This is a genomic window from Cobetia sp. PDI-12MA (assembly GCF_059507695.1).
The window spans coordinates 3,118,757-3,140,503 of sequence record NZ_CM183351.1; the positions used below are offsets into that span (position 1 = coordinate 3,118,757).

Genomic DNA, 21,747 nt, shown 5'->3' on the forward strand with positions numbered 1-21,747 from the left:
TAGGACACATCCCCCAAGCGCCAGTTAGACGTTGGGTGGGATTGCCTGAATGAGCGTCTCATGCTGTCAGGAAAACATGACAGTCTGGTGCGATGCCACGCGCGGCCTGAGGCCGCTGACTGAGCGCACCGCCACTGCTGATTTGTACAGGTCTGCAGGATCGGCCATGATGAGCGCAATACTGCCCACGCCTGCCGGAGCCAGACTCGCCGATGGATCTTTTTGCCGATACCGCCTCGAATTCCCATGCGCCACTGGCCTTCCGCATGCGTCCACGCACCCTGGATGACTACATCGGACAGACAGCGTTGGTCGGGCCTGACATGCCGCTGCGCCAGATGGTGGCCTCCGGTGTGGTGCGCTCGATGATCCTGTGGGGGCCGCCGGGGGTCGGCAAGACGACGCTGGCCGAGATTCTGGCCAAGGGCTGTGATGCGCACCTGGAGCAGCTCTCGGCGGTGATGGCCGGCGTCAAGGACATCCGCGAGGTGGTAGAGCGCGCCAGACACTTCCAGGCCAGCGATCGCCAGACGGTGATGTTTCTCGATGAGATCCACCGCCTCAACAAGAGCCAGCAGGATGCCCTGTTGCCGCATGTGGAATCCGGCCTGCTGACGCTGATCGGCGCGACCACCGAGAACCCGTCCTTCGAGGTCAACTCGGCCTTGCTGTCACGGGCGCGGGTCTATGTGCTCAAGGCCCTGGAGACGGACGACCTGATCGAGGTGCTGACGCGCGCCCTGCAGGATGAGGTCAACGGCCTCGGCAAGCGTAATATCGAAGCCAGCCGCGAGACGCTGACCCGCATCGCGCGCTCGGCCTCCGGCGATGCACGCCGTGCCCTGGGCCTGCTGGAGACCGCCTGTGACTTCGTGCGTCGTGAGCCAGACGCCCAGGGAGGAACGCGCGAGATACTCGAGGACAGTTCGCTTGAGGCCGTGCTGGGTCATCAGGCCTCCAGCTTCGACAAGCAGGGCGATGACTATTACGACCTGCTGTCGGCGATCCACAAGTCGATACGCTCCTCGCGGCCCGACGCGGCACTGTTGTACATGGCACGCTTCATGGATGGTGGCGGCGACCCGCTGGATGTCGTGCGGCGCCTGACGGCGATTGCCTCCGAGGATGTCGGTAATGCCGACCCGCGCGCCCTGCCACTGACCATCGCCGCCTGGGACGCCTATCTGCGCCTCGGTGACTACGAGGGCCAGCGCGCCATCGCGCATGCGGCGATTCATCTGGCCATCGCGCCCAAGAGCAATGCCATCGAGGTGGCCTGGAAGGAAGCCAAGGCCTTCGTGCGCCAGCAGCCCCACTTCGGAGTGCCGGTCTACCTGCGCAATGCCCCGACCACGCTGATGAAGGAGCTGGGCATGGGCGAAGGCTATCGCTATGCCCACAACGAGCCCAATGGCTATCCGGCCGGCAGCTCCCACGATGCCTGGCCAGAAGAACTGCCGACCCAGCAGTTCTATCGCCCGACCCAACATGGTGGCGAGAAGCGCTTCGCCGAGATTGAGCGCTGGCGCCGCGAGCAGGACGCCGCCGCAGACCGTGGCGAGACGCCCGGACAGAGCTGATCAGCGGCGAATCTCACACGCACATGACTGCCGAGTCGCAACTGGCACAAACAGGAACGCCCGAACCGTCTGGTCCGGGCGTTCCTGTTTGGTCAAGCGTATTCAGGATTTGCGCTGCACCTTGGGCGCGATCACTGCTCGCGAATGACGTCGGCGCCTTGCGGGATCTGGAACACGAAACGGCTATCCTGAAGCGACGGGTTGTACTGCACGTTGCTGAAGTCGATCGCCGTGCGCTGACCGGTGGAATCCGCCATCTGCAGCATGTCGAGCTGCTCGCTGTCGAAGGTCAGCTTGAGGCTTTCAAACAGCGTATCGGCCTGCTTGGGCGTCAACGTGAAGGTCTCACGTGCACCCTGCTGCTGTCGCTTGACCGCATAGTTGGCGGTCAACTCACTGGAACGACCTGACAGCAACAGTGCCGGCGTATGGGTGACGCGCTCATCCAGCGGCTGCACGGTGACCTGCTCGAGGTCCGGATCATGCAGATAGACTTCCTTGCCATCCGACACCACTTCCTGACGGTACGGCGCATCGACGCTCCAGCGGAACTTGCCCGGGCGCGACAGCCACATCTTGCCCTTGGCTTCCTGCAGACGCTGACCGGAGGCATCGAGGATCTGCTGATCGAAGTCGGCAGCATAGGTCTTGAGCGGCTCCAGCAGGCGCGACAGGCGATCGCCTGCCGATTCCTCGGCGTGAGCTGGCAGAGCGGCCATGCCCAGCATCAGAGCGGCGCCCAGCCCCTTGGCCAGACGAGCGGTCAACGAAGATGCGAAAGAACGCGACAATGTCTTCATGAAACTCCTTGCGATGAGGAAGACCAGTGGCGAGCCTCGGCATCGAGGCCCTGCACCTGACCATCATCATTTCAGCGATTCGGGATGATTGCTGCCAACATCCTGCTGGCAGTGATCTGTTATCTGACGTCTTTGACACGAAGGGGAGCAAAAAGCTCCCCTTCGTGTGTTCCGGCGTGCAGCGACAAGGCCTGCGGCGACTAGCCGCTGTGGTTGGGCGCGATCACTTCCCGCGAACCATTGGTGCCCATCGCGGAGACGACACCCGCCATCTCCATCGCCTCGACCAGACGCGCGGCGCGGTTGTACCCGATCTTGAAGCGGCGCTGCACGGCAGAGATGGAAGCACGACGCGACTCGACGACATAGGCCACGGCCTCATCGTAGAGCGCATCCTGCTCGGCATCGCTGTCCTCGCCTTCAGCCTCGAGACCGGCCAGCGCATCGGCCTGCACACCACCGGTGAGGATTTCCTCGATGTACTCTGGCGAGCCGCGACGCTTCCAATCGTCGACCACACGGTGGACCTCGTCATCATCGACGAAGGCACCATGAACACGCGTCGGCATGCCAGCACCGGCCGGCAGGTAGAGCATGTCACCGTGGCCCAGCAGGTCCTCGGCGCCGCCCTGATCGAGAATGGTGCGCGAGTCGATCTTGGAGGAGACCTGGAAGGCCATGCGCGTCGGGATGTTGGCCTTGATCAGGCCGGTCACCACGTCCACTGACGGACGCTGGGTGGCCAGAATCAAGTGAATCCCCGCGGCACGGGCCTTCTGGGCCAGACGTGCGATCAGCTCCTCGACCTTCTTGCCGACGATCATGAACATGTCGGCAAACTCGTCGATCACCACCACGATGTAGGGCAGCTTGGCGAGCACCGGCGGATGCTGGTGCATCTCCCAGGGCTGCGGCTCCCACAGCGGGTCAGCGATCTGAGCGCCGTGCGCCTCGGCTTCATCGATCTTGGCATTGAAGCCGGCCAGGTTGCGCACGCCCATGGCGGCCATCAGCTTGTAGCGACGCTCCATCTCGGCGACACACCAGCGCAGGGCGTTGGCAGCCTCCTTCATGTCAGTCACCACCGGCGCCAGCAGGTGCGGAATGCCGTCATAGACCGACAGCTCCAGCATCTTGGGGTCGACCATGATCATGCGCACTTCGTCCGGCGTGGCCTTGAGCAGCATCGAGATCAGCATCGAGTTGATGCCCACCGACTTGCCCGAGCCGGTGGTACCGGCGACCAGCAGGTGCGGCATCTTGCCAAGGTTGGCCACGACAGGTGCGCCACCGATGTCCTGGCCCAGCGCCAGCGTGACCGGTGATTCCGCCAGCTGATAGGCATCGGAATCGAACACTTCGCGCAGACGGATCATGGCACGGTTGGGATTGGGAATCTCGATGCCGACCGTCGGACGGCCCGGAATCACCTCGACCACGCGCACGCTCTTGACCAGCAGTGAGCGCGCCAGGTCCGTCGACAGATTGGATATCTTGGACGCCTTGACACCCGGTGCCGGCTGAATCTCGAAGCGCGTGATGACCGGTCCCGGCCAGACATCCGCCACCTCGGCCTTGACGCCATACTCGCGCAGACGCACCACCAGCAGCTCGGCCATCTGGTCGAGCTCTTCTTCGCTGTAGTTGGGCTTCTGGGCATCCGGCGGCGTCAGCAGGCTCAGCTGCGGCAAGTCCCCTTCCGGCTCCTCCTCGTGATCGGCGCCTTCATGGCGCTGACTCTGCATGTGCTCCACGGTCCACAGGGTCGGACCGGAGGGGTCGCTGGCAGCCGCCTGCGCATCCTCCGCCGTCGCCAGGCGACCACCGCCGGGCACCATGCCGGACTCATCGCCGTCATAGGCCCAGGAGGGACGCTCGGCCGGCGCGGGGGCCGCTTCCGGCGTGGCTGTCGGTGCCTCGAAAGGCGGCACATGCTCGGCCTGAGGCGTGACGGAATCGGGCTCCGCTGGCGCGACCGGCTCGGCTGGTTGATGAGGCGCCGCAGGCGCATCTGCCTGTGTCGGCGTGTTGCCCGTCGGCTGCTCGAAGGCATCATCCCAGGAGACAACCGCCTTGCGAGCAGGAGTTTCGGAAGCGGCCGCCGTGACACCGGCCGCCATCACACCCGCACCGGCTGCCAGCCCTGCGGCCGTGGCGAATCGACCACCACTGCCGGGCAGGGGCGCATCATCGTCGTCCCTGGGCTCTGGCGGCTGATTGCGGCTATCCGGCGCGGCACCGCTGCGCTCGCGCGCAAGTTGCGCGTCGCGCTCACGCTGTGCCTCTTTCTCACGCTGCGCCTCTTTCTCAAGCTGCGCCTGTCGCTCTGCCGCTTGCTGCTCGGCTGCGCGCTGTGCTTTCTGTGCTGCTTCGCGCTGCGCCTCCTGCTCTGCCAGACGTTGCGCTTCCTGATCAGCCAAGCGCTGCGCTTCCTGCTCGCGAGCCAGCTCTTGAGCCTGAGACGGAGCCTTGTGAGCCTCGGCCTCGCTCTGCGCCTGAGCTTCCTGTGCCATGTCGTGACGGGCGGTTTCATGACGAGCCGTGTCATGACGAGCGGTCGGCGCAAAGGCTGAGGCAGCGTCCCAGGCAGCAGGGACAGCCGTACTGTCGGAGACTGATGCTGTATCTTCGGCGGCAGGGATTGGCGTTGCCGCCTTGGGGGCCTGAGCCGTAACCGAGGCATCAGCATGACGCTGGCGCTCAGCCTCTATGGCAGCGGCTTGCGGCAGACGAGAGCGCGTGACATCGGCATGCGCGACACGCGGCGCGGAGGCAGCCTCTGCCGTCACGGCGGTCTTCAGGGCCGCGGCCAGGTCAACCCCTTCGATGCTGACATTGGCGCTCTGAACCGTCATGCGCTCGGTGTAGGCAGCGCCCGGCACCTTGGCGGAAGGCGTGGTTTCAGCAGTCTGCCACGGGATATCGGTGCTGCGGTCGTCCGTGAAGTCATCGCGAGCGCTGATGGCCTCGTCGGTGCCGCCGTCCAGTGACGGCTCGACACGGCGCTGGCCGCGCGGCTTGGCGGCGATGCCTTCTGCCTCCTGCCGGCGACCAAGCAGAATCTCGTCACTGTCCTCGTCCCACTCATCCTCACGGGCACGCCGGCCCGGCAGCAGACGCTGCCACCAGCTCAGTCTGGGTGCTGGTTCATGATCCGCGTCATCCTCTTCACCATCCTCGTGAGTCAGCGGCTCTTCGGCGTAGGCTGCCTCGTCATCGTAGGCGTCCTGATCGTCGCGGCGGCTGTTGAAGCGCTCGGCGAACCAGCCGGACACCCGCATGCAGCCATTGCCCAGCTCATCCATGACCGTCAGCCACGACATGCCGGTAAACAGCGTGAAGCCGCACAGGAAACTGGCCAGCGCGACCAGTACCGTGCCGCCCATGCCGATCAGTGGCGTCAGCGCACCGGCAATGCCTTTGCCGAGAATGCCACCCGCGCCGTTGGTCAGCTGGCTGTCGGGGCTGTAGAACTGGATATCGCCGATGACGCAGGTCGCCATGATCAGCAGGAACAGGCCGCCAGCACGCACCGCGATGGTCGTCGGGTCCCACACCAGCTCTGTACTGGGCTGACGCATCAGACGCCAGGCACCGAAGCCCAGCATCGCCGGCCACCACAGGGCACTGCCGCCGAACAGCGAATACAGCACATCTGACAGCCAGGCACCGATGCTGCCCATCCAGTTGCTGGGCGTGAGCTCAGGGCCGCTGTAGGACCAGCCGGGGTCCGTCGGCGCATAGCTGAACAGCGCCAGCAGCATGAAGACGCATAGGCTGAGCATGAGAATGACCACGCCTTCACGACTGACGCCCTGCAGGGTGGTGGTCAGGCGTGACGGTGGTCGCGCTGCCTTCTCCGCACGCTGCTCGGCGCGGATGGCCTGACGTTCGGCGCGTTCGGCCTGACGCTCGGCGCGGCGCTGGGCTGCAGGGCTTTCTTCCTGCACGCGCGGCTTGTTTCTGGTCTTGGCAGCAGGCTGGCCGCTGGCATCCTTCCTCGCGGGCTTGCCCGAGACGCGCGGCGTCTTGCGTGTCGGGCTGGACTCGTTGGCCGAAGCACCGCGCAGACGCGCGAAGAAGCCCGGCGAGTCCGCTTTCTGACGGGCACGCTTCCTGGGTGTTGCTGCCGCACGGCGGCTACGGGTTTCAGGCTTGGCCTGTTCCCGACTTGTCTTTCTGGCACTCTTGGCAGTCAAGTCGCCATCCCCCTTGCACCTTGTGGGCGATTTTCCATGTACCTTCAGCCGGTTATCATAACCATTCGATGGCAGTGACGTCATAATTGCCGATTCACGTCCGCTCATGACGCCAAGGCGCCAGGAGCCCATTGCTCCGTGCATGTTCCCGAACCGACAAGAGGCTGCCCATGCTTCCCTGGCTCCCCCCTGCCCCTGTCCGCTTTCCGCATGCTTCCACCGCCCTGAGCGAGCCCGACGGCCTGCTGTGTGCAGGGGGCGAACTCAGTCCCGAGTGGCTGCTGGCGGCCTACCCCCGCGGCATATTTCCCTGGTTCAGTCCGGGTGACCCCATCCTGTGGTGGTCACCGGACCCACGCATGGTGCTCAAGCCAGAGGGAGTCCGTGTACGCCGCAGTCTCGCCAAGCGCCTGCGCAATGCAGGCCTGAGCTACAGTATCGACCGCGACTTTACCGGTGTGATCAATGCCTGTGCCAGCATTCCTCGCGATGGCCAGGCTGGCACGTGGATATTGCCAGAAATGCAGCAGGCCTACATCGCTCTGCATGCCATGGGACACGCCCACAGCGTTGAAGTCTGGCAGGGCGATTCTCTGGTGGGCGGCCTGTATGGCGTCGCCTGTGGACGCATCTTCTTCGGCGAGTCGATGTTCTCGCGCGTACCCGATGCCTCGAAACTGGCGCTGGTGATCCTGTGCCAGGAATTGAGGGCACGGGATTTTCCATTGATCGACTGCCAGATGCATACTCCGCACCTGGCAAGTCTTGGCGCCCGCAGCATCGCCCGCAGCGATTTCATCAGCTATCTTGACCAGTATGCCACTGGCCAAGGGCATGAGGGCAAGTGGTCACTGACATCCTGGCCCACGCAGCACGCCCGGGAATGATGACCACGGCAATTCCAAGAGGGAGATGATGCAACGGTGAGCAGCAATACCCCCAAGCAACCGCAACGCGATCTGCGCTTCTTTCTGACGGTACCGCACGCCTGCAGCTATCTGGAAGGCCGCCAGGCGACCACGCTGTTTCTCGATCCGCAGGAAGCGCCCAATTCCGGTGTCTATGACGCCCTTGCCCTGCTCGGCTTTCGCCGTAGCGGCTCTCATCTCTATCGTCCACATTGCGGTGATTGCCGTGCCTGCATTTCCGTACGCGTGCCGATCGCCGACTTCGCGCCCAACCGCACCCAGAAGCGTCTCGTGCGCCGCAATGCCGACCTGGTCATCGAAGAAGGGCCGGCACTCTTCGACCCCGAGCACTATCGCCTGTACGCCCACTACATCCGCAGTCGTCATGCGGATGGCGACATGTTCCCGCCCAGTCATGAGCAGTATCGAACCTTCCTCACGTCCCGCGATGACTATGCCCGTCTGGTGAGCTTTCGCCTCGATGGTCGTCTGGTGGCCGTCGCCGCCATGGACCGCATGAGCCATGGCCTCTCCGCCATCTATACCTTCTACGACCCGGATGAGTCACTGAATCAGCGCTCGCTGGGGACCTACGCGGTGCTGTGGCAGATCGAGCAGGCACGCCGCGAAGGCCTGACCCACCTCTATCTGGGCTACTGGATCCGTGACTGCCGCAAGATGAACTACAAACAGCATTTTCAGCCGCTCGAGTATCTGGATGGCAGCCACTGGCGGCGACGCATACCGGCCAACCATACCGACAGTCATCTGCCACTGAGCCTGGTCAAGCAAGGCGCGTCAGTGGCACCCGGCGAGTGACGCGCTCTGCGGGCGCCCTCTCGACGCAAGCGCGTCTGACAACGTCAAGATGAGCATCGTTCAGCTAGCAGGAGCTCACCAGACAGCGCCGACTGCCGACCAACCGCCTCCCGGAAGTTGCCCCGGCGCAAGAAGCCGATTTTTATCTTCCTCCTGAACTGCCCACAGGCGCTCAAGGAGCGTACAATCGCGCTTCGACTTTGCCTTGCCGCCGCCCTTACGGCACAATATCGCGTATCGAAGTCCCGAATCGGGCACTTTTTGTGCTGAGGCGGCTCGGAACTACCAGCAGTATTCCCTGTAATAAGTGAGGATCAGCCTATATGGCGCGTGAAGATCATATTGAAATGGAAGGCGTCATCGTCGACACCCTTCCGAACACCACTTTCCGTGTTGAACTGGAAAACGGCCACATCGTGACCGCCCACATCTCCGGCAAGATGCGCAAGAACTACATCCGCATCCTGACTGGCGACAAGGTCAAGGTTGAGCTGACTCCGTACGACCTGTCCAAGGGCCGTATCGTCTACCGTTCGCGCTAAGCACGGTCAGACTGCCCTGCCGGTTGCCATGCCATCGATCACTCTGCACGTCCTGGACCTGCATGCGATCATCATGACACCGGCTGGCTGAACCGGTCGTTCCCGGCACCTCAGGCACCAGCGTCACCTCCGCCTGAACCCTCCGCCCGGACCCGGAACGCATCGAGGTTGCAAGACTTGCCCTCCACGGCGAGACACCCGCCACCTCGATGGCGTATGCCTGAGTATTCCGATGATGCCGCCTTGTCCCATGAATGTGTCTTGAGCCCGAACGCCAATCAGGTCTTCGCTCCCATTCAATGATGACAGGCGGCTCATCCCCGCTGAGCACCGTCCCCCTATACGCATTCGCTTCCCCCGCCCTCCCCTTGAGGATCGCGAGCCCCTTGACGTGCGCGCGTGTCCGGCTTGAGCAATCGACTCCATGCTCGCTACGTGCGGACAGCTTGCTGACTGGCGACCATAAAAAACGGCCAGTGCTTGAAGCACTGACCGTTCATGTCGCCCCTTCAGGGCAGGAAGCTGAGCGTCAGATCACGCCATTTCCGCTTCCGTTTCCAGGTGAAGTTCGCCGTTGTCGACCGTGACATGCACGATGCCGCCCGACTCGGACAGGTCGCCGAACAGTATCATCTCTGCCAGCGGCTTCTTGAGCTTCTCCTGAATCACGCGTGCCATCGGGCGAGCACCCATTGCCGGGTCGTACCCGAGGGTCGCCAGCAGGTCGCGCGCCTCGTCAGCGACATCCAGCTGCACGCGCTTCTCATCCAGTTGCGCCTGCAGTTCGACCAGGAACTTGTCGACCACATTGCGCACCACGGCGAGATCCAGCGCGCCGAACTGGATGATGCCATCCAGACGGTTGCGGAATTCCGGCGAGAACGTCTTGCGGATGACTTCCATGGCGTCGGTGGAGTGATCCTGATGCTTGAAACCGATGGAGCGACGCGCCACCTGCTCGGCACCCGCGTTGGAGGTCATCACCAGGATGACGTTGCGGAAGTCCGCTTCGCGACCGTTGTTGTCGGTCAGGCGGCCGTGGTCCATCACCTGCAGCAGCAGATTGAAGACTTCCGGGTGCGCCTTCTCGATCTCATCCAGCAACAACACGCAGTGCGGCTGCTTGGTGATGGCTTCGGTCAATAGACCGCCCTGGTCATAACCGACGTACCCCGGCGGTGCCCCGATGAGACGCGAGACGGTGTGACGCTCCATGTACTCGGACATGTCGAAGCGCACCAGCTCGATACCCATCAACGCCGCCAGCTGGCGGGCGACCTCGGTCTTGCCGACGCCTGTCGGGCCAGCGAACAGGAAGCTGCCCACCGGCTTGTCCGGCGCCTTGAGGCCTGCACGCGACAGCTTGATCGCCGCGGACAGTCCGGTGATGGCGTCGTCCTGCCCGAACACCAGCATCTTGAGATCGCGCTCGAGATTGGACAGCAGCTTCTTGTCGGAGCTGGAGACCGTCTTCGGCGGAATGCGAGCGATGGAGGCGACGATCGCCTCGACCTGCTCGGTATCGATGGTGTCGACGCGGATGCTCTCCGGCAGCAGGCGCTGGTGGGCACCGGCCTCGTCGATCACGTCGATGGCCTTGTCCGGCAGCTGACGGTCGTTGATGTAGCGGTCCGCCAGACGCACTGCCGTTTCCAGCGAGGCATCGGTGTACTTGATGGCATGGTGCTCCTCGAAGCGACCACGCAGCCCCTTGAGGATACGGATGGTGTCATCCACCGACGGCTCCATGACATCGACCTTCTGGAAGCGACGCGCCAGGGCGCGGTCCTTCTCGAAGATGCCGCGGAATTCCTGGAAGGTGGTGGAACCGATGCAACGCAGCTCGCCGGAAGACAGCAGCGGCTTGAGCAGGTTGGAGGCATCCATCACGCCACCGGAGGCGGCACCCGCACCGATGACGGTGTGGATCTCGTCGATGAACAGGATCGAGCTCGGTTCCTTGCGCAACTCCGCCAGCAATGACTTGAGACGCTTCTCGAAGTCACCGCGGTACTTGGTGCCGGCCAGCAGCGCCCCGAGATCCAGCGAGTAGACCACAGCCTCCTTGATGACGTCCGGCACATCCTCCTCGACGATGCGCTTGGCCAGACCTTCCGCAATGGCGGTCTTGCCGACACCGGCCTCACCGACCAGCAGCGGATTGTTCTTGCGGCGACGCACCAGAATCTGCACCACGCGCTCGAGCTCGCCATCGCGGCCGATCAGCGGGTCGATCTTGCCCAGACGCGCCTGCTCGTTGAGGTTGGTGGCGTAGTTGGTCAGCGGATTGTTGCCGCCTTCGCTGCTCGCCTCTTCGCTCTCTTCATTCTCGACCGACGCCTGGGGCGTCTGGGTGTGACCCGCGACCTTGGAGATGCCATGCGCGATGTAATTGACCGCATCCACACGCGCGACATTCTGCTGCTTGAGGAAGTAGACGGCCTGGCTCTCCTGCTCGGAGAAGATGGCCACCAGCACGTTGGCGCCGGTCACTTCACTCTTGCCGGAGGATTGCACGTGGAAGACGGCACGCTGCAGTACGCGCTGGAAGCCCAGCGTCGGCTGAGTCTCGCGGTCTTCCTGCTCTTCCGGAATCAGCGGGGTGGTGGAATTGATGAAGTCCTGAAGATCGACTCGCAGCTTGTCCAGATTGGCACCACAGGCGCGCAGGACATCGGCAGCGGAGGCATTGTCCAGCAGTGCCAGCAGGAGGTGTTCCACGGTCATGAATTCGTGGCGTTTGGAACGTGCCACGGTGAAGGCCGTGTTCAGGGTCAGTTCAAGTTCTTTGCTCAACATGGCAAGTCCCCTCTAGGCCGCGTCTTGGACGGATCACTCCGCCCGGTCGATGTCGCACAGCAGCGGATGCTGGCACTCTCGAGCATATTGATTGACTTGGTGGCATTTCGTTTCCGCGATGTCGCGACTGAAGATGCCACAGGTTCCTTTTCCCTGATGATGGACAGCGAGCATGATCTGTACTGCCTGCTCCTGATCCTTGTTGAAAAAGGTGGTCAGCACCTCCACGACGAAGTCCATCGGCGTGAAGTCATCATTGTGCAGAACGACCTTGTACATGGGCGGTGGAGCCAGTTCAGGCTCAGCGGTCTCGAATGCCAGATCTCCTTCGTGGTCTTCCTGGTATCCGGGTTCCTGAGCCGACGGGGCCTGATTGCTGATCGACAGTGTCTCCAGTAAGGGAGGACTGCCGCGCGATGTCTCTGTCTTGAACATAAGGGGCTGATCCGGTGAACACAAGCCGTGACGAAGCAGATTGCCTCAACGCGACGCGAAGAAGGACAAGCGCTGCCACGTCGTCTCAATGTGGGTGTGATAAGGAAAAGATGGGGGCTTGTCGATCTGGTTGCAAGCTTTGGTCGCGCACGCCCGGGCGTACACGTTCATGCCTGCATCGCGACGCTCTGACATGAATGCGGGCATTTGCATGCATTTTCGCTCACATACGCGACAGACACTTCTCGTCAGGCGTCGCCAACTGACGACCCATTCAAGCGTCTCGCCGCTCAATGAAACCCGGAATGCTACCGCGCAGAACGCTCCACTCAGAATGCCCAGGAGTGGCAATCGTTGGCGGCAGCCTGAGCGCGCAGCCGAGAAGCTTCCATCTCAAACGCAAGAAGGCCCCCGGACATGTCCGGGGGCCTTCTGCTGAAACCTGTCACGCAACCTGATACCTGGACATCAGATCAACGCAGGGTCTCAGGCATCCATGTTGTCAGCGACAGCCTGACCGAACTCGGAGCACTTCAGCAGCTTGGCATCGTCCATCAGGCGATGGAAGTCATAGGTGACTTCACCCTTGGCGATGGCCTTCTCGACGCCTTTCAGCACGAGATCAGCCGCTTCGACCCAACCCATGTGACGCAGCATCATCTCGGCAGAGAGGATGACGGAGCCCGGGTTGACCTTGTCCTGGCCAGCGTACTTCGGTGCAGTACCGTGAGTCGCTTCGAACATGGCGACGGTGTCGGACAGGTTGGCACCCGGCGCGATACCGATACCACCCACTTCCGCCGCCAGGGCGTCGGACAGGTAGTCACCGTTCAGGTTCAGGGTGGCGATGACGTCATATTCCGCCGGACGCAGCAGGATCTGCTGGAGCATGGCGTCAGCGATGACGTCCTTGACCACGATGTCCTTGCCGTTGTTCGGGTTCTTGAAGGTCATCCACGGACCGCCATCCAGCAGCTCGCCGCCGAACTCGTCCTTGACGATTTCGTAGCCCCAATCCTTGAAGGCACCTTCGGTGAACTTCATGATGTTGCCCTTGTGCACCAGGGTCAGCGACTCACGGTCGTTGTCGATGGTGTACTGGACAGCCTGACGGACCAGACGCTTGGTACCTTCTTCGGAGACCGGCTTGACGCCGATACCGCAGTTCTCCGGGAAGCGGATGTTGGTGACACCCATCTCTTCGCGCAGGAACTTGATGACCTTGTCGGCTTCCGGGGTCCCCGCTTTCCATTCGACACCGGCATAGATGTCTTCGGAGTTTTCACGGAAAATGACCATGTCGACGTCAGCCGGCTTCTTGACCGGGCTCGGCACACCAGTGAACCAGCGCACCGGGCGCAGGCAGGTGTACAGATCCAGCTTCTGACGCAGAGCGACGTTCAGGGAGCGAATACCACCGCCCACCGGAGTGGTCAGCGGGCCCTTGATGGAAACGATGTAATCCTTGACAGCCTCGAGAGTCTCTTCCGGCAGCCAGGTGTCAGCATCATAAACGTGAGTGGCTTTTTCACCGGCGTAGACTTCCATCCAGTGAATCTTGCGCTCGCCGCCATAGGCCTTGTCGACAGCAGCGTCGATGGCAATCTTCATGGCCGGAGTCACGTCCACACCGATACCATCGCCTTCGATGAACGGGATGATCGGATTATTCGGAACGTTGAGGGTATTGTCGGAATTTGCGGTGATCTTGGCACCGCCTTCCGGGACGACAATCTTCTGGAACCCCATTGATAACTCCCCTGTCATGGATTCAGTGGAGGCGCGAGTATAGCACCCGTGCCGCTTCTCACAGTAGGCTTATACGGCAGCCGCGACAAAAGTCTAAACCATGTCTCTCATATATCTGCTTCACAAGCCCTACCGCGTTCTGACGCAGTTCACCGACCGCGATCAGGGCCGCCAGACGCTCGCTGACTTCATCGACGTGCCGGATGTCTATGCCGCCGGGCGCCTCGACTATGACTCCGAGGGACTGCTGCTGCTCACCAGTGATGGCGCGCTCTCCCACCAGATCGCGCACCCGAGGAAGAAACAACCCAAGACCTACTGGGTACAGGTGGAAGGTACCCCCGATGAGCAGGCCATCGCCGCGTTGAGAGCCGGTGTCGAGCTCAAGGATGGCATGACCCGACCGGCGAAGGTCAGGCTGATTGACCCGCCAGCGTTGCCAGACAGGCAACCCCCTGTGCGCTTTCGTGCCAGCATTCCGACCCACTGGCTGGAGATCATCATCAGTGAAGGTCGCAATCGCCAGGTGCGTCGCATGACCGCCCACGTCGGCCTGCCGACCCTGCGCTTGATCCGCGCGGCCATCGGGCCATGGAAGCTCGATGGCCTTGCACCCGGTGAATGGCGCAGCGAGGAAGTCGAGATGCCAGCGCCACCTCGTCGCGAGTCCCGCTCGCCACGCCATAAGGGCGCGACGGGCAAGCCGGGCGAGCGCCGCACCGGCAACGCTGGCCCCCGGGGCAGTGGCAGTAGAAGCAGTAAAGCCAGCAATGGCAAGGGTTTCAGCAAGGGCTCAGGTCAAGGTTCAGGCAAGACACCCGGCGGCGGCGCCCGTCGCCCCTCATCCCCCAAGAAAGGAAGGAAATCCTGATGGCTGCTCGCTGGCCCCCGAATGTCACCGTCGCCTGTGTCGTCGAACGCGCCGGGCGCTACCTGATCGTCGAGGAAGACAAGGGCGGGCCCTGCACGGTGTTCAACCAGCCGGCCGGCCATCTCGAACCCCATGAGCGCATCATCGACGGCGTAAAACGCGAAGTTCGCGAGGAAACCGCCTGGCGCATCCTGCTCACCGGCTATCTCGGCCTCTATGTGCACGTGGCCGAGGACGGCACCCACTTCCACTCCCACAGTTTCGAGGCCGCCGCCCTTGAGCACCTGTGCACGCCGCTGGACCCTGACATCGTCAGAACGCACTGGCTGTCGCTTGAGGAGATCGAGCAGCTCGAGGACATGGGCCGCCTGCGCAGCCCGCTGGTGACCCGTCGTATCCGCGATAGCCAACGTGGCAAGCGTTTCCCGCTGGATGTGCTGCACGATTGAGCGATCGCCCGCGCCGGAAGTCAGCCGCCAGGCGTGCTTTCAAGCGGCGCTTGCGGCCCAGCGCGGCAGACGGTGCAGGCGGGGTGAATCCCTGCCCCGCATTCAGGTATAATCTCGGCCATTCGAGCGGCGCCAGAATGACGGGTCTGCCGCCTCCCCTGTTTGTGACAACCCGCGGCCATGCGGGTGACGAGAGAACTGATGACCGCTGAAACCGGTACCGGAACCAAGGTCATCGTCGGCATGTCCGGCGGTGTCGACTCCTCCGTCTCTGCCTTGTTGTTGATGGAGCAGGGCTACCACGTCGAAGGCCTGTTCATGAAGAACTGGGACGAAGACGACGGTAGCGAATACTGTACCGCCCTCGAAGACCTGGCCGATGCCCAGGCCGTGTGCGACAAGCTCGGCATCAAGCTGCACACCGCCAACTTCGCCGCGGAGTACTGGGACAACGTCTTCGAGCACTTCCTGGCCGAGTACAAGGCCGGTCGCACGCCGAATCCCGACATCCTGTGCAACCGCGAGATCAAGTTCAAGGTCTTCCTCGAGTATGCCGAGATGCTGGGCGCCGAGCTGATCGCCACTGGTCACTACGTGCGTGGCGGCGTGCGTGAGGGCCTCCCGCGCCTTCTCAAGGGCCTGGACACCAACAAGGACCAGAGCTACTTCCTGTACGCCGTGCCGCAGGCGGCCATCGCGCGCACCCTGTTCCCCGTCGGCGAGCTCGAGAAGCACGAAGTACGCGCCATCGCCGAGAAGCATGAGCTGATCACCGCGCGCAAGAAGGATTCCACCGGTATCTGCTTCATCGGCGAGCGGCGTTTCGCCGACTTCCTCAAGCAGTACCTGCCCGCTCAGCCCGGCAAGATCGAGACTCCCGATGGCGATGTCATCGGCGAGCACATGGGCCTGATGTACTACACCCTCGGCCAGCGCCAGGGGCTGGGGATCGGTGGCCTCAAGCGCTATCCGGACGCGCCCTGGTTCGTGTGCGCCAAGGACCTGGAGCGCAACGTGCTGATCGCCGTGCAGGGCAAGCACCACGACCTGCTCTACACTCAGGCGTTGAGCACCGAATCCGTCGACTGGGTCGCAGGCGAGCCGCCGCAGACCGACGCCAATGGCGAGCTGCGCATTCGCTGCAAGAACCGCTATCGCCAGGAAGACCAGGCCGCGACCTTGATCGTCAATGACGGCCAGCGTGTCGAGGTGCGTTTCGATGAACCGCAACGTGCCGTCACGCCCGGCCAGTCTGCCGTCTTCTATCTCGGCGACATCTGTCTGGGCGGCGGCGTGATCGATGCCGCCTGGAAACTTCCAGCGGCGGATGCCAGCGCTTCCACCGCCCCGCTCTCTGGCCCCGAGGAGTCCGCCGCGCAATGACCAGCGTGCCGATCCGTCCCGTCACTGATACCACTACCCGCCAGGCACTTTCGCTGGCGGGTGTCTTCCAGGCAGCCGCACTGGTCGATGAGCTGGCCCGCCACGGCCAGTGCGATGAGCGCGCCTGGGAAACCCTGGTCAATGCCACGCTGGATACCAATCCGGAAAGCTTCGAAGCCATCTACGGCGGGCACCATAACCGCCTGCGGCTCGGCATCGACACCGTCAGTGCGGTGATGGAACGTCGCCAGGTCTCACCCGTGGTGATGCGTTACGGCTTCTCGCTGGTGATGCTGATGAGCAAGCTCAAGAAGGACCCGGACATGCTGGAAAAGCTGGGCGCGGGCCTGACGCGCATCCAGGGCCAGGCCGAGCACTTCGGGCCGACCCACGAGAACGTGATCGCAAGCCTGGGCGAGCTTTACCAGCAGACCCTCTCCACCTTCCGCTACCGGATCGTGGTGCAGGGCGATCCCGGCCTGCTGCAGCAGCGCATGATGCCGGAACGCATCCGCTGCGCCCTGCTGGCAGGCGTGCGCTTCGCACTGCTGTGGGACCAGCAGGGCGGCCGTCGCTGGAAGCTGGTCTTCCAGCGCAGCGCGCTCAAGAAGTCATTGCAGCAGCTGGGCTGAGCCGAGCTCGCGCCAGCGCGTCACCTGACGCAACCTGATTCACACCCGAATTCGCTTCAACAACGCTGGAGCCCGTGAACCGGGCTCCGAGACACTTGAACCGGCAGCGCGTCATGTCCTGCCACCATCGGAAGATTCTCATCATGCAGCTGTCCGCCCTCACCGCCCTGTCTCCTGTCGATGGCCGCTATGGCGCCAAGACCGAGGCCCTGCGCGAGCACTTCAGTGAATTCGGCCTGATCCGTGCCCGTGTCATCGTCGAGGTGCGCTGGTTGCAACGCCTGGCCGCCCACGCCGAGATCGCTGAAGTGCCGGCCTTCTCCGCGGATGCCAACGCCGTGCTGGATAGCATCGTCAGTGAATTCAGTGTCGAGGATGCCCAGCGCATCAAGGACATCGAACGCACCACCAACCACGACGTGAAGGCGGTCGAGTACTTCCTGAAGGAAAAGGTCGAGAGCAACGCCGAACTCAACGCCGTCACCGAGTTCATCCACTTCGCCTGCACCAGTGAAGACATCAACAATCTGTCTCACGCCCTGATGCTGCGTGGCGGCCTGGACAAGGTGCTGCTGCCGCAGATGCGTGAAGTGACCGAAGCGATCGTCGCGCTGGCCCACCAGCACGCCGAACAGCCGATGCTGTCGCGCACCCACGGTCAGACTGCCAGCCCGACCACCCTCGGCAAGGAAATGGCCAACGTCGCCGCGCGTCTGCGTCGTCAGCTGGCGCAGATCGAACGCATCGAGATGCTCGGCAAGATCAACGGTGCCGTGGGCAACTACAACGCCCACCTGACCACCTATCCGGCCATCGACTGGGCGGCCAACGCCGAAACCTTCGTCGAGAGCCTCGGGTTGACCTTCAACCCGTACACCACCCAGATCGAGCCGCACGACTACATCGCCGAGCTGTTCGATGCCATCTGCCGCTTCAACACCATCCTGATCGACTTCGATCGTGACGTCTGGGGCTACATCTCGCTGGGTTACTTCAAGCAGCGCACCGTGGCCGGCGAGATCGGCTCCTCCACCATGCCGCACAAGGTCAACCCGATCGACTTCGAGAACTCCGAAGGCAATCTGGGCATCGCCAACGCCGTGCTGGGCCATCTGGCACAGAAGCTGCCGATCTCCCGCTGGCAGCGTGATCTGACCGACTCCACCGTGCTGCGCAACCTGGGCACCGGCCTGGCGCAGGGTCTGATCGCCTACCAGGCGACCCTGAAAGGCATCAGCAAGCTGGAAGCCAACCCGGAGCGTCTGAACGCCGACCTGGACAACAGCTGGGAAGTGCTGGCCGAGCCGATCCAGACCGTCATGCGTCGTTACGGCATCGAGAAGCCCTACGAGAAGCTCAAGGAGCTGACCCGTGGCAAGCGTATCGACCAGGCCGGTTTCGCCGCCTTCATCGAGACGCTGGAACTGCCGGAAGACGTCAAGACCGAGCTGAAGGCACTAAGCCCGGCCAGCTACATCGGCAACGCCATTGCACAGGCCAAGGCGCTCTAAGCGGCGCAGGTCACTGCAAATCTTTGGACGCCGGGGCCTTTGCTCCGGCGTCATGCATTGCGCATTGGACGCATGCAACACGCAGCACGCTGAATGACACCCTGGATTCACGACCACTGACGTTCTTCGTCAGTGGGCACGACATGCCACGCTCTCAAGGCTCGGCATGGAACGCATCGCCTTCTGCCATCCGGCAAAACGGCTTCAACGACGTCATCGCGAGACCGCCGCCCCCTGACAGGCTGCCGTTCGCGTTCGAGAGGTTCTGCATGAGCACATCCCCCGCCCCCCGCGACACCGACACGCCTCTGGCGCTGTTGGGCGGCCTGAGCATCCGCGAATTCCTGCGCGATTACTGGCAGCAGAAGCCGCTGCTGATCCGCGGGGCCTTCGCAGACTTCGAGACGCCGCTGGAAGCCGATGAACTGGCCGGTCTGGCCTGTGAGGATGGCATCGAAGCGCGTCTGGTCGAGGAAAACGGCCCGGACAAGCCCTGGCAGGTCAGCCACGGCCCCTTCGATGAGGCGACCTTCGCGCGTCTCGACGCCAAGGACGACAGCCAGTGGAGCCTGCTGGTGCAGGCGGTGGATCACTACGTCCCCGACGTCGCCGCGCTGTTCGAGCCCTTCACCTTCCTGCCGCGCTGGCGCCTCGATGACATCATGATCAGCTACGCGCCGACCGGCGGCAGCGTCGGCCCGCACCTGGACAACTACGATGTCTTCCTGCTGCAGGCCCAAGGCCAGCGTCATTGGCAGCTGGGCGGCATGCACACAGACGACGCCGAGATCATCGATGGCATCGACCTGCGCATCCTCAAGCACTTCGAGGTCACGCCGGGCGAGGACTGGGTGCTGGAACCCGGCGACATGCTCTACGTACCGCCGCGCCTGGCGCACCACGGTGTCAGCCAGTCCGATGACTGCATGACCATCTCCGTCGGCTTCCGCGCGCCTTCCGCCGATGAAGTCGTCACCTCCTACGCCGACTATCTGGGTGCCAGCCTGCCGGAATCGCTGCGCTACCGTGACCAGGGCATGGCACCGGTCGCCAATGCCGGCGAGCTGGACGACGCCTCGCTCGAGCGTATGCGCGAATTGCTGCTCAGTACGCTGGATAACCCGACCCAGCTGGCGCAGTGGTTCGGCCGCTACATGACCCAGCCCAAGTACCTGGAGCAGCTCGCCGCTCGCGAACCGGCCCTCAAGACGCATGAGCTGGTCGAGTATCTGGAAGATGAAGGCGTACTGGTGCGCTCTCTTGGATCACGCTTCGCCTTCCGTCACGGCGAAGATGGCAACAGCACGCTGTTCGTCGATGGCGATGGTATCCTGGCCCCCCAGCCGCTGGCGGAAGCGTTGGCCTCCGATCAGCGCCTTACCGCGGTGTTGCTTGACTACACCACGGCAGACCTTGATCGCAGTGCCGTGGCCAGCCTGCTGACGGCGCTGATCAACCGCGGCAGCCTGATACTGGAATGTGACCTTCAGGACGAAGAGGACGATGAAGAATGAGTGACGCCATGATCAGCCTGGAACGGGGCGACTGGCAGACGTTGGGCAACGAGGCCAGCGAGATCCGCCGCGTCGTGTTCATCGAGGAACAGCAGGTACCGCGGGAGGAGGAGTGGGACGGGCGCGACGACGCCTGCGAACACTTCCTCGTGCATCTGGATGGCCGCACCGTCGGCACGGCCCGTCTATTGCCGGGCGGCCATGTCGGCCGTGTCGCCATTCTCTCCGAAGCACGCGGGCTGGGGCTTGGCCAACGCCTGATGGAAGCGGTCATCCATGCTGCGCGTCAGGCTGGCCACGCTGAAGTGCTACTGGATGCTCAGACCCATGCGCTGGAATTCTATCAACGTCTCGGCTTCACGGCTTACGGCGACGAGTTTCTCGATGCCGGCATACCGCATCGCAGCATGCGCTTGATTCTGAACTGAATTTTAGCTTAATCCTTAAGAAACCGGCCCTATCCAGGGCCGGTTTTTTTTGTACCCTGAAGTTTCTTGTAGTCTGGCTACAACCCGCTCCTTGACCAAGTCATAATTCCCCAAACCGCATGGATACTGACATCATGACGTCATTGAGAATGAATTAAAACGACTGTTTGTCAGCAGGAATTACGCAACGTTGAATCTGTTGTAAAACGATCGTTTTAATACGACCAAGGAATGAAAGACAGCACTCAATTTCGGAGCGATGCTAGAGATCAAGCCATTTACGCTGCACTGCAACATGACGCACTGCCCGACTCGGCACCGCCTTCAGGAGATTCGCCCATGTTCACCTCAGACTCACGAACGCAGGTCGCCTTGATAGGTGGTAGGGGTGACCAGGTACTCGGGGAACCTGATGATGCCGCTCTGGCCGAGCAATGGCACAACGCCGAGATCCGCACACGGATTCTCAAGCTGGCGCGTCCCCTCAAGGACCTGCTGCCACCGCAGACAGCGGAGTCGGTGGCGGCACAGGCGCAGACGATCTGCCATCTGAGTCGCGACCAGCGCTGGCAGCTTCCCGGCGAGCAATGGCAACTGCGCTCACAGGGCAGTGGCTGGCAGCTTGAGCGCAACGGGCAGCCGGCAACCGCTGGCGAGACGCAGGAGGCGCCTGACCAGCTGTCACTCGCCGGACTCACCGATGACGTGACGGGAATGCAGCTGGGCAACCGCCCGCTTCCCCGGGCCCTCTGGACACTGGCCGCCGCGCGGCATCGCGGCGAACGTCATTCGGTGCTGGCCATTGCCCAGATCAGCAGCGTGCGCGAGGCGCTGTGCTGGGGAGAATTGGTCTCACGACTGCGCGCGCCAAACGGCAGGCCGCCGCGCATCGTCCTCACCCTCAGCCACTGCACGCTACCCACGCTGGAAGCCAGCCTGTACTTCCTGATGCCCTGGTTGGACGGCATCACGCTGACAGCGGCACCCGGCCTGGAAACAGCCTGCCTTGGCGTGATCAAGGCTCGCTTCAGACTTGCTGAGCCAGCGGAGCTCGACAACGCCACCGACGACGTCTTCTGTCGCACGGCGTGACTCCTCTGGTGATGCCTGAAAGATCAATAACAACAA

At 62.9% G+C, this 21,747-nt stretch carries 17 protein-coding genes; 12 read left to right on the forward strand and 5 right to left on the reverse strand.

The features are described from left to right. The first annotated feature begins 212 nt into the window (after positions 1-212). Positions 213-1,580 (forward strand): replication-associated recombination protein A, encoded by a 1,368-nt coding sequence (locus AC5WNI_RS13320; protein ID WP_175088442.1) that lies wholly within the window; start codon positions 213-215, stop codon positions 1,578-1,580. A gap of 131 nt (positions 1,581-1,711) precedes the next feature. Here AC5WNI_RS13320 and lolA read toward each other — a convergent pair whose 3' ends face one another. Further along, on the reverse strand, positions 1,712-2,380 hold the full coding sequence (lolA, locus tag AC5WNI_RS13325; protein WP_175088441.1) for an outer membrane lipoprotein periplasmic chaperone LolA: 669 nt from the start codon (positions 2,378-2,380) through the stop codon (positions 1,712-1,714). A 200-nt stretch (positions 2,381-2,580) separates the two neighbouring features. Next, on the reverse strand, positions 2,581-6,579 hold the full coding sequence (locus tag AC5WNI_RS13330) for a DNA translocase FtsK (RefSeq protein ID WP_175088440.1): 3,999 nt from the start codon (positions 6,577-6,579) through the stop codon (positions 2,581-2,583). A 170-nt stretch (positions 6,580-6,749) separates the two neighbouring features. Between AC5WNI_RS13330 and aat the strand changes: the two genes are divergently transcribed. The 3 genes from aat to infA all read left to right on the forward strand — a co-directional run bounded on the left by aat (position 6,750) and on the right by infA (position 8,848). Further along, a complete protein-coding gene (aat, locus tag AC5WNI_RS13335) occupies positions 6,750-7,466 on the forward strand; it encodes a leucyl/phenylalanyl-tRNA--protein transferase (RefSeq protein ID WP_175088439.1) in 717 nt (238 codons plus the stop codon). 36 nt (positions 7,467-7,502) lie between these two features. Then, positions 7,503-8,306, forward strand: a complete 804-nt coding sequence (locus AC5WNI_RS13340; RefSeq protein WP_175088438.1) for an arginyltransferase — start codon at positions 7,503-7,505, stop codon at positions 8,304-8,306. Between the two features lie 323 nt (positions 8,307-8,629). Then, entirely contained in the window at positions 8,630-8,848 is a 219-nt protein-coding gene (gene infA, locus AC5WNI_RS13345; RefSeq protein ID WP_024953359.1) for a translation initiation factor IF-1, read from the forward strand. Positions 8,849-9,382: 534 nt separating this feature from the next. On the opposite strand, the gene clpA is transcribed toward infA, so the two are convergent. From clpA to icd, 3 genes are all read right to left on the reverse strand, one after another. After that, positions 9,383-11,647 (reverse strand): ATP-dependent Clp protease ATP-binding subunit ClpA, encoded by a 2,265-nt coding sequence (clpA, locus tag AC5WNI_RS13350; RefSeq protein WP_175088437.1) that lies wholly within the window; start codon positions 11,645-11,647, stop codon positions 9,383-9,385. Positions 11,648-11,680: 33 nt separating this feature from the next. Continuing rightward, on the reverse strand, positions 11,681-12,082 hold the full coding sequence (gene clpS, locus AC5WNI_RS13355) for an ATP-dependent Clp protease adapter ClpS (RefSeq protein WP_175088436.1): 402 nt from the start codon (positions 12,080-12,082) through the stop codon (positions 11,681-11,683). A gap of 486 nt (positions 12,083-12,568) precedes the next feature. Next, positions 12,569-13,831 (reverse strand): NADP-dependent isocitrate dehydrogenase, encoded by a 1,263-nt coding sequence (gene icd, locus AC5WNI_RS13360; protein ID WP_043333852.1) that lies wholly within the window; start codon positions 13,829-13,831, stop codon positions 12,569-12,571. Positions 13,832-13,931: 100 nt separating this feature from the next. Here icd and AC5WNI_RS13365 point away from each other — a divergent pair, with 100 nt between their 5' ends. From AC5WNI_RS13365 to AC5WNI_RS13400, 8 genes are all read left to right on the forward strand, one after another. Beyond that, positions 13,932-14,702, forward strand: coding sequence for a pseudouridine synthase (locus AC5WNI_RS13365; RefSeq protein ID WP_175088435.1), 771 nt, complete (start codon positions 13,932-13,934; stop codon positions 14,700-14,702). After that, entirely contained in the window at positions 14,702-15,151 is a 450-nt protein-coding gene (locus AC5WNI_RS13370) for an NUDIX domain-containing protein (protein ID WP_175088434.1), read from the forward strand. The genes AC5WNI_RS13365 and AC5WNI_RS13370 overlap by 1 nt, the downstream gene beginning before the upstream one ends. Before the next feature lie 201 nt (positions 15,152-15,352). Further along, complete coding sequence (gene mnmA / locus AC5WNI_RS13375; RefSeq protein WP_175088433.1) at positions 15,353-16,534, forward strand: tRNA 2-thiouridine(34) synthase MnmA; 1,182 nt, start codon at positions 15,353-15,355, stop codon at positions 16,532-16,534. Beyond that, positions 16,531-17,166 (forward strand): high frequency lysogenization protein HflD, encoded by a 636-nt coding sequence (hflD, locus tag AC5WNI_RS13380; RefSeq protein ID WP_175088432.1) that lies wholly within the window; start codon positions 16,531-16,533, stop codon positions 17,164-17,166. Before mnmA ends, hflD begins: the two co-directional genes overlap by 4 nt. A 143-nt stretch (positions 17,167-17,309) precedes the next feature. Then, on the forward strand, positions 17,310-18,677 hold the full coding sequence (gene purB / locus AC5WNI_RS13385; protein WP_166018922.1) for an adenylosuccinate lyase: 1,368 nt from the start codon (positions 17,310-17,312) through the stop codon (positions 18,675-18,677). Between the two features lie 269 nt (positions 18,678-18,946). Further along, positions 18,947-20,191: a JmjC domain-containing protein gene (locus AC5WNI_RS13390; RefSeq protein WP_495928548.1), complete on the forward strand. Its 1,245-nt coding sequence runs from the start codon at positions 18,947-18,949 to the stop codon at positions 20,189-20,191. After that, on the forward strand, positions 20,188-20,619 hold the full coding sequence (locus AC5WNI_RS13395; protein WP_175088430.1) for a GNAT family N-acetyltransferase: 432 nt from the start codon (positions 20,188-20,190) through the stop codon (positions 20,617-20,619). The genes AC5WNI_RS13390 and AC5WNI_RS13395 overlap by 4 nt, the downstream gene beginning before the upstream one ends. A 339-nt stretch (positions 20,620-20,958) precedes the next feature. Then, positions 20,959-21,711 carry a hypothetical protein gene (locus tag AC5WNI_RS13400; RefSeq protein ID WP_175088429.1) on the forward strand — a complete coding sequence of 251 codons (753 nt, stop codon included), beginning with the start codon at positions 20,959-20,961 and terminating at the stop codon, positions 21,709-21,711. Positions 21,712-21,747: the final 36 nt, after the last annotated feature.

Bases quoted from the DNA above. Each gene is read 5' to 3' on its own strand.
- lolA (WP_175088441.1), bottom strand. From the start codon at position 2,380: ATGAAGACATTGTCGCGTTCTTTCGCATCTTCGTTGACCGCTCGTCTG.
- infA (WP_024953359.1), top strand. From the start codon at position 8,630: ATGGCGCGTGAAGATCATATTGAAATGGAAGGCGTCATCGTCGACACC.
- AC5WNI_RS13320 (WP_175088442.1), top strand. From the start codon at position 213: ATGGATCTTTTTGCCGATACCGCCTCGAATTCCCATGCGCCACTGGCC.
- AC5WNI_RS13400 (WP_175088429.1), top strand. From the start codon at position 20,959: ATGTTCACCTCAGACTCACGAACGCAGGTCGCCTTGATAGGTGGTAGG.
- aat (WP_175088439.1), top strand. From the start codon at position 6,750: ATGCTTCCCTGGCTCCCCCCTGCCCCTGTCCGCTTTCCGCATGCTTCC.
- AC5WNI_RS13370 (WP_175088434.1), top strand. From the start codon at position 14,702: ATGGCTGCTCGCTGGCCCCCGAATGTCACCGTCGCCTGTGTCGTCGAA.
- mnmA (WP_175088433.1), top strand. From the start codon at position 15,353: ATGACCGCTGAAACCGGTACCGGAACCAAGGTCATCGTCGGCATGTCC.
- icd (WP_043333852.1), bottom strand. From the start codon at position 13,831: ATGGGGTTCCAGAAGATTGTCGTCCCGGAAGGCGGTGCCAAGATCACC.
- hflD (WP_175088432.1), top strand. From the start codon at position 16,531: ATGACCAGCGTGCCGATCCGTCCCGTCACTGATACCACTACCCGCCAG.
- clpA (WP_175088437.1), bottom strand. From the start codon at position 11,647: ATGTTGAGCAAAGAACTTGAACTGACCCTGAACACGGCCTTCACCGTG.
- clpS (WP_175088436.1), bottom strand. From the start codon at position 12,082: ATGTTCAAGACAGAGACATCGCGCGGCAGTCCTCCCTTACTGGAGACA.
- AC5WNI_RS13395 (WP_175088430.1), top strand. From the start codon at position 20,188: ATGAGTGACGCCATGATCAGCCTGGAACGGGGCGACTGGCAGACGTTG.
- AC5WNI_RS13390 (WP_495928548.1), top strand. From the start codon at position 18,947: ATGAGCACATCCCCCGCCCCCCGCGACACCGACACGCCTCTGGCGCTG.
- AC5WNI_RS13365 (WP_175088435.1), top strand. From the start codon at position 13,932: ATGTCTCTCATATATCTGCTTCACAAGCCCTACCGCGTTCTGACGCAG.
- purB (WP_166018922.1), top strand. From the start codon at position 17,310: ATGCAGCTGTCCGCCCTCACCGCCCTGTCTCCTGTCGATGGCCGCTAT.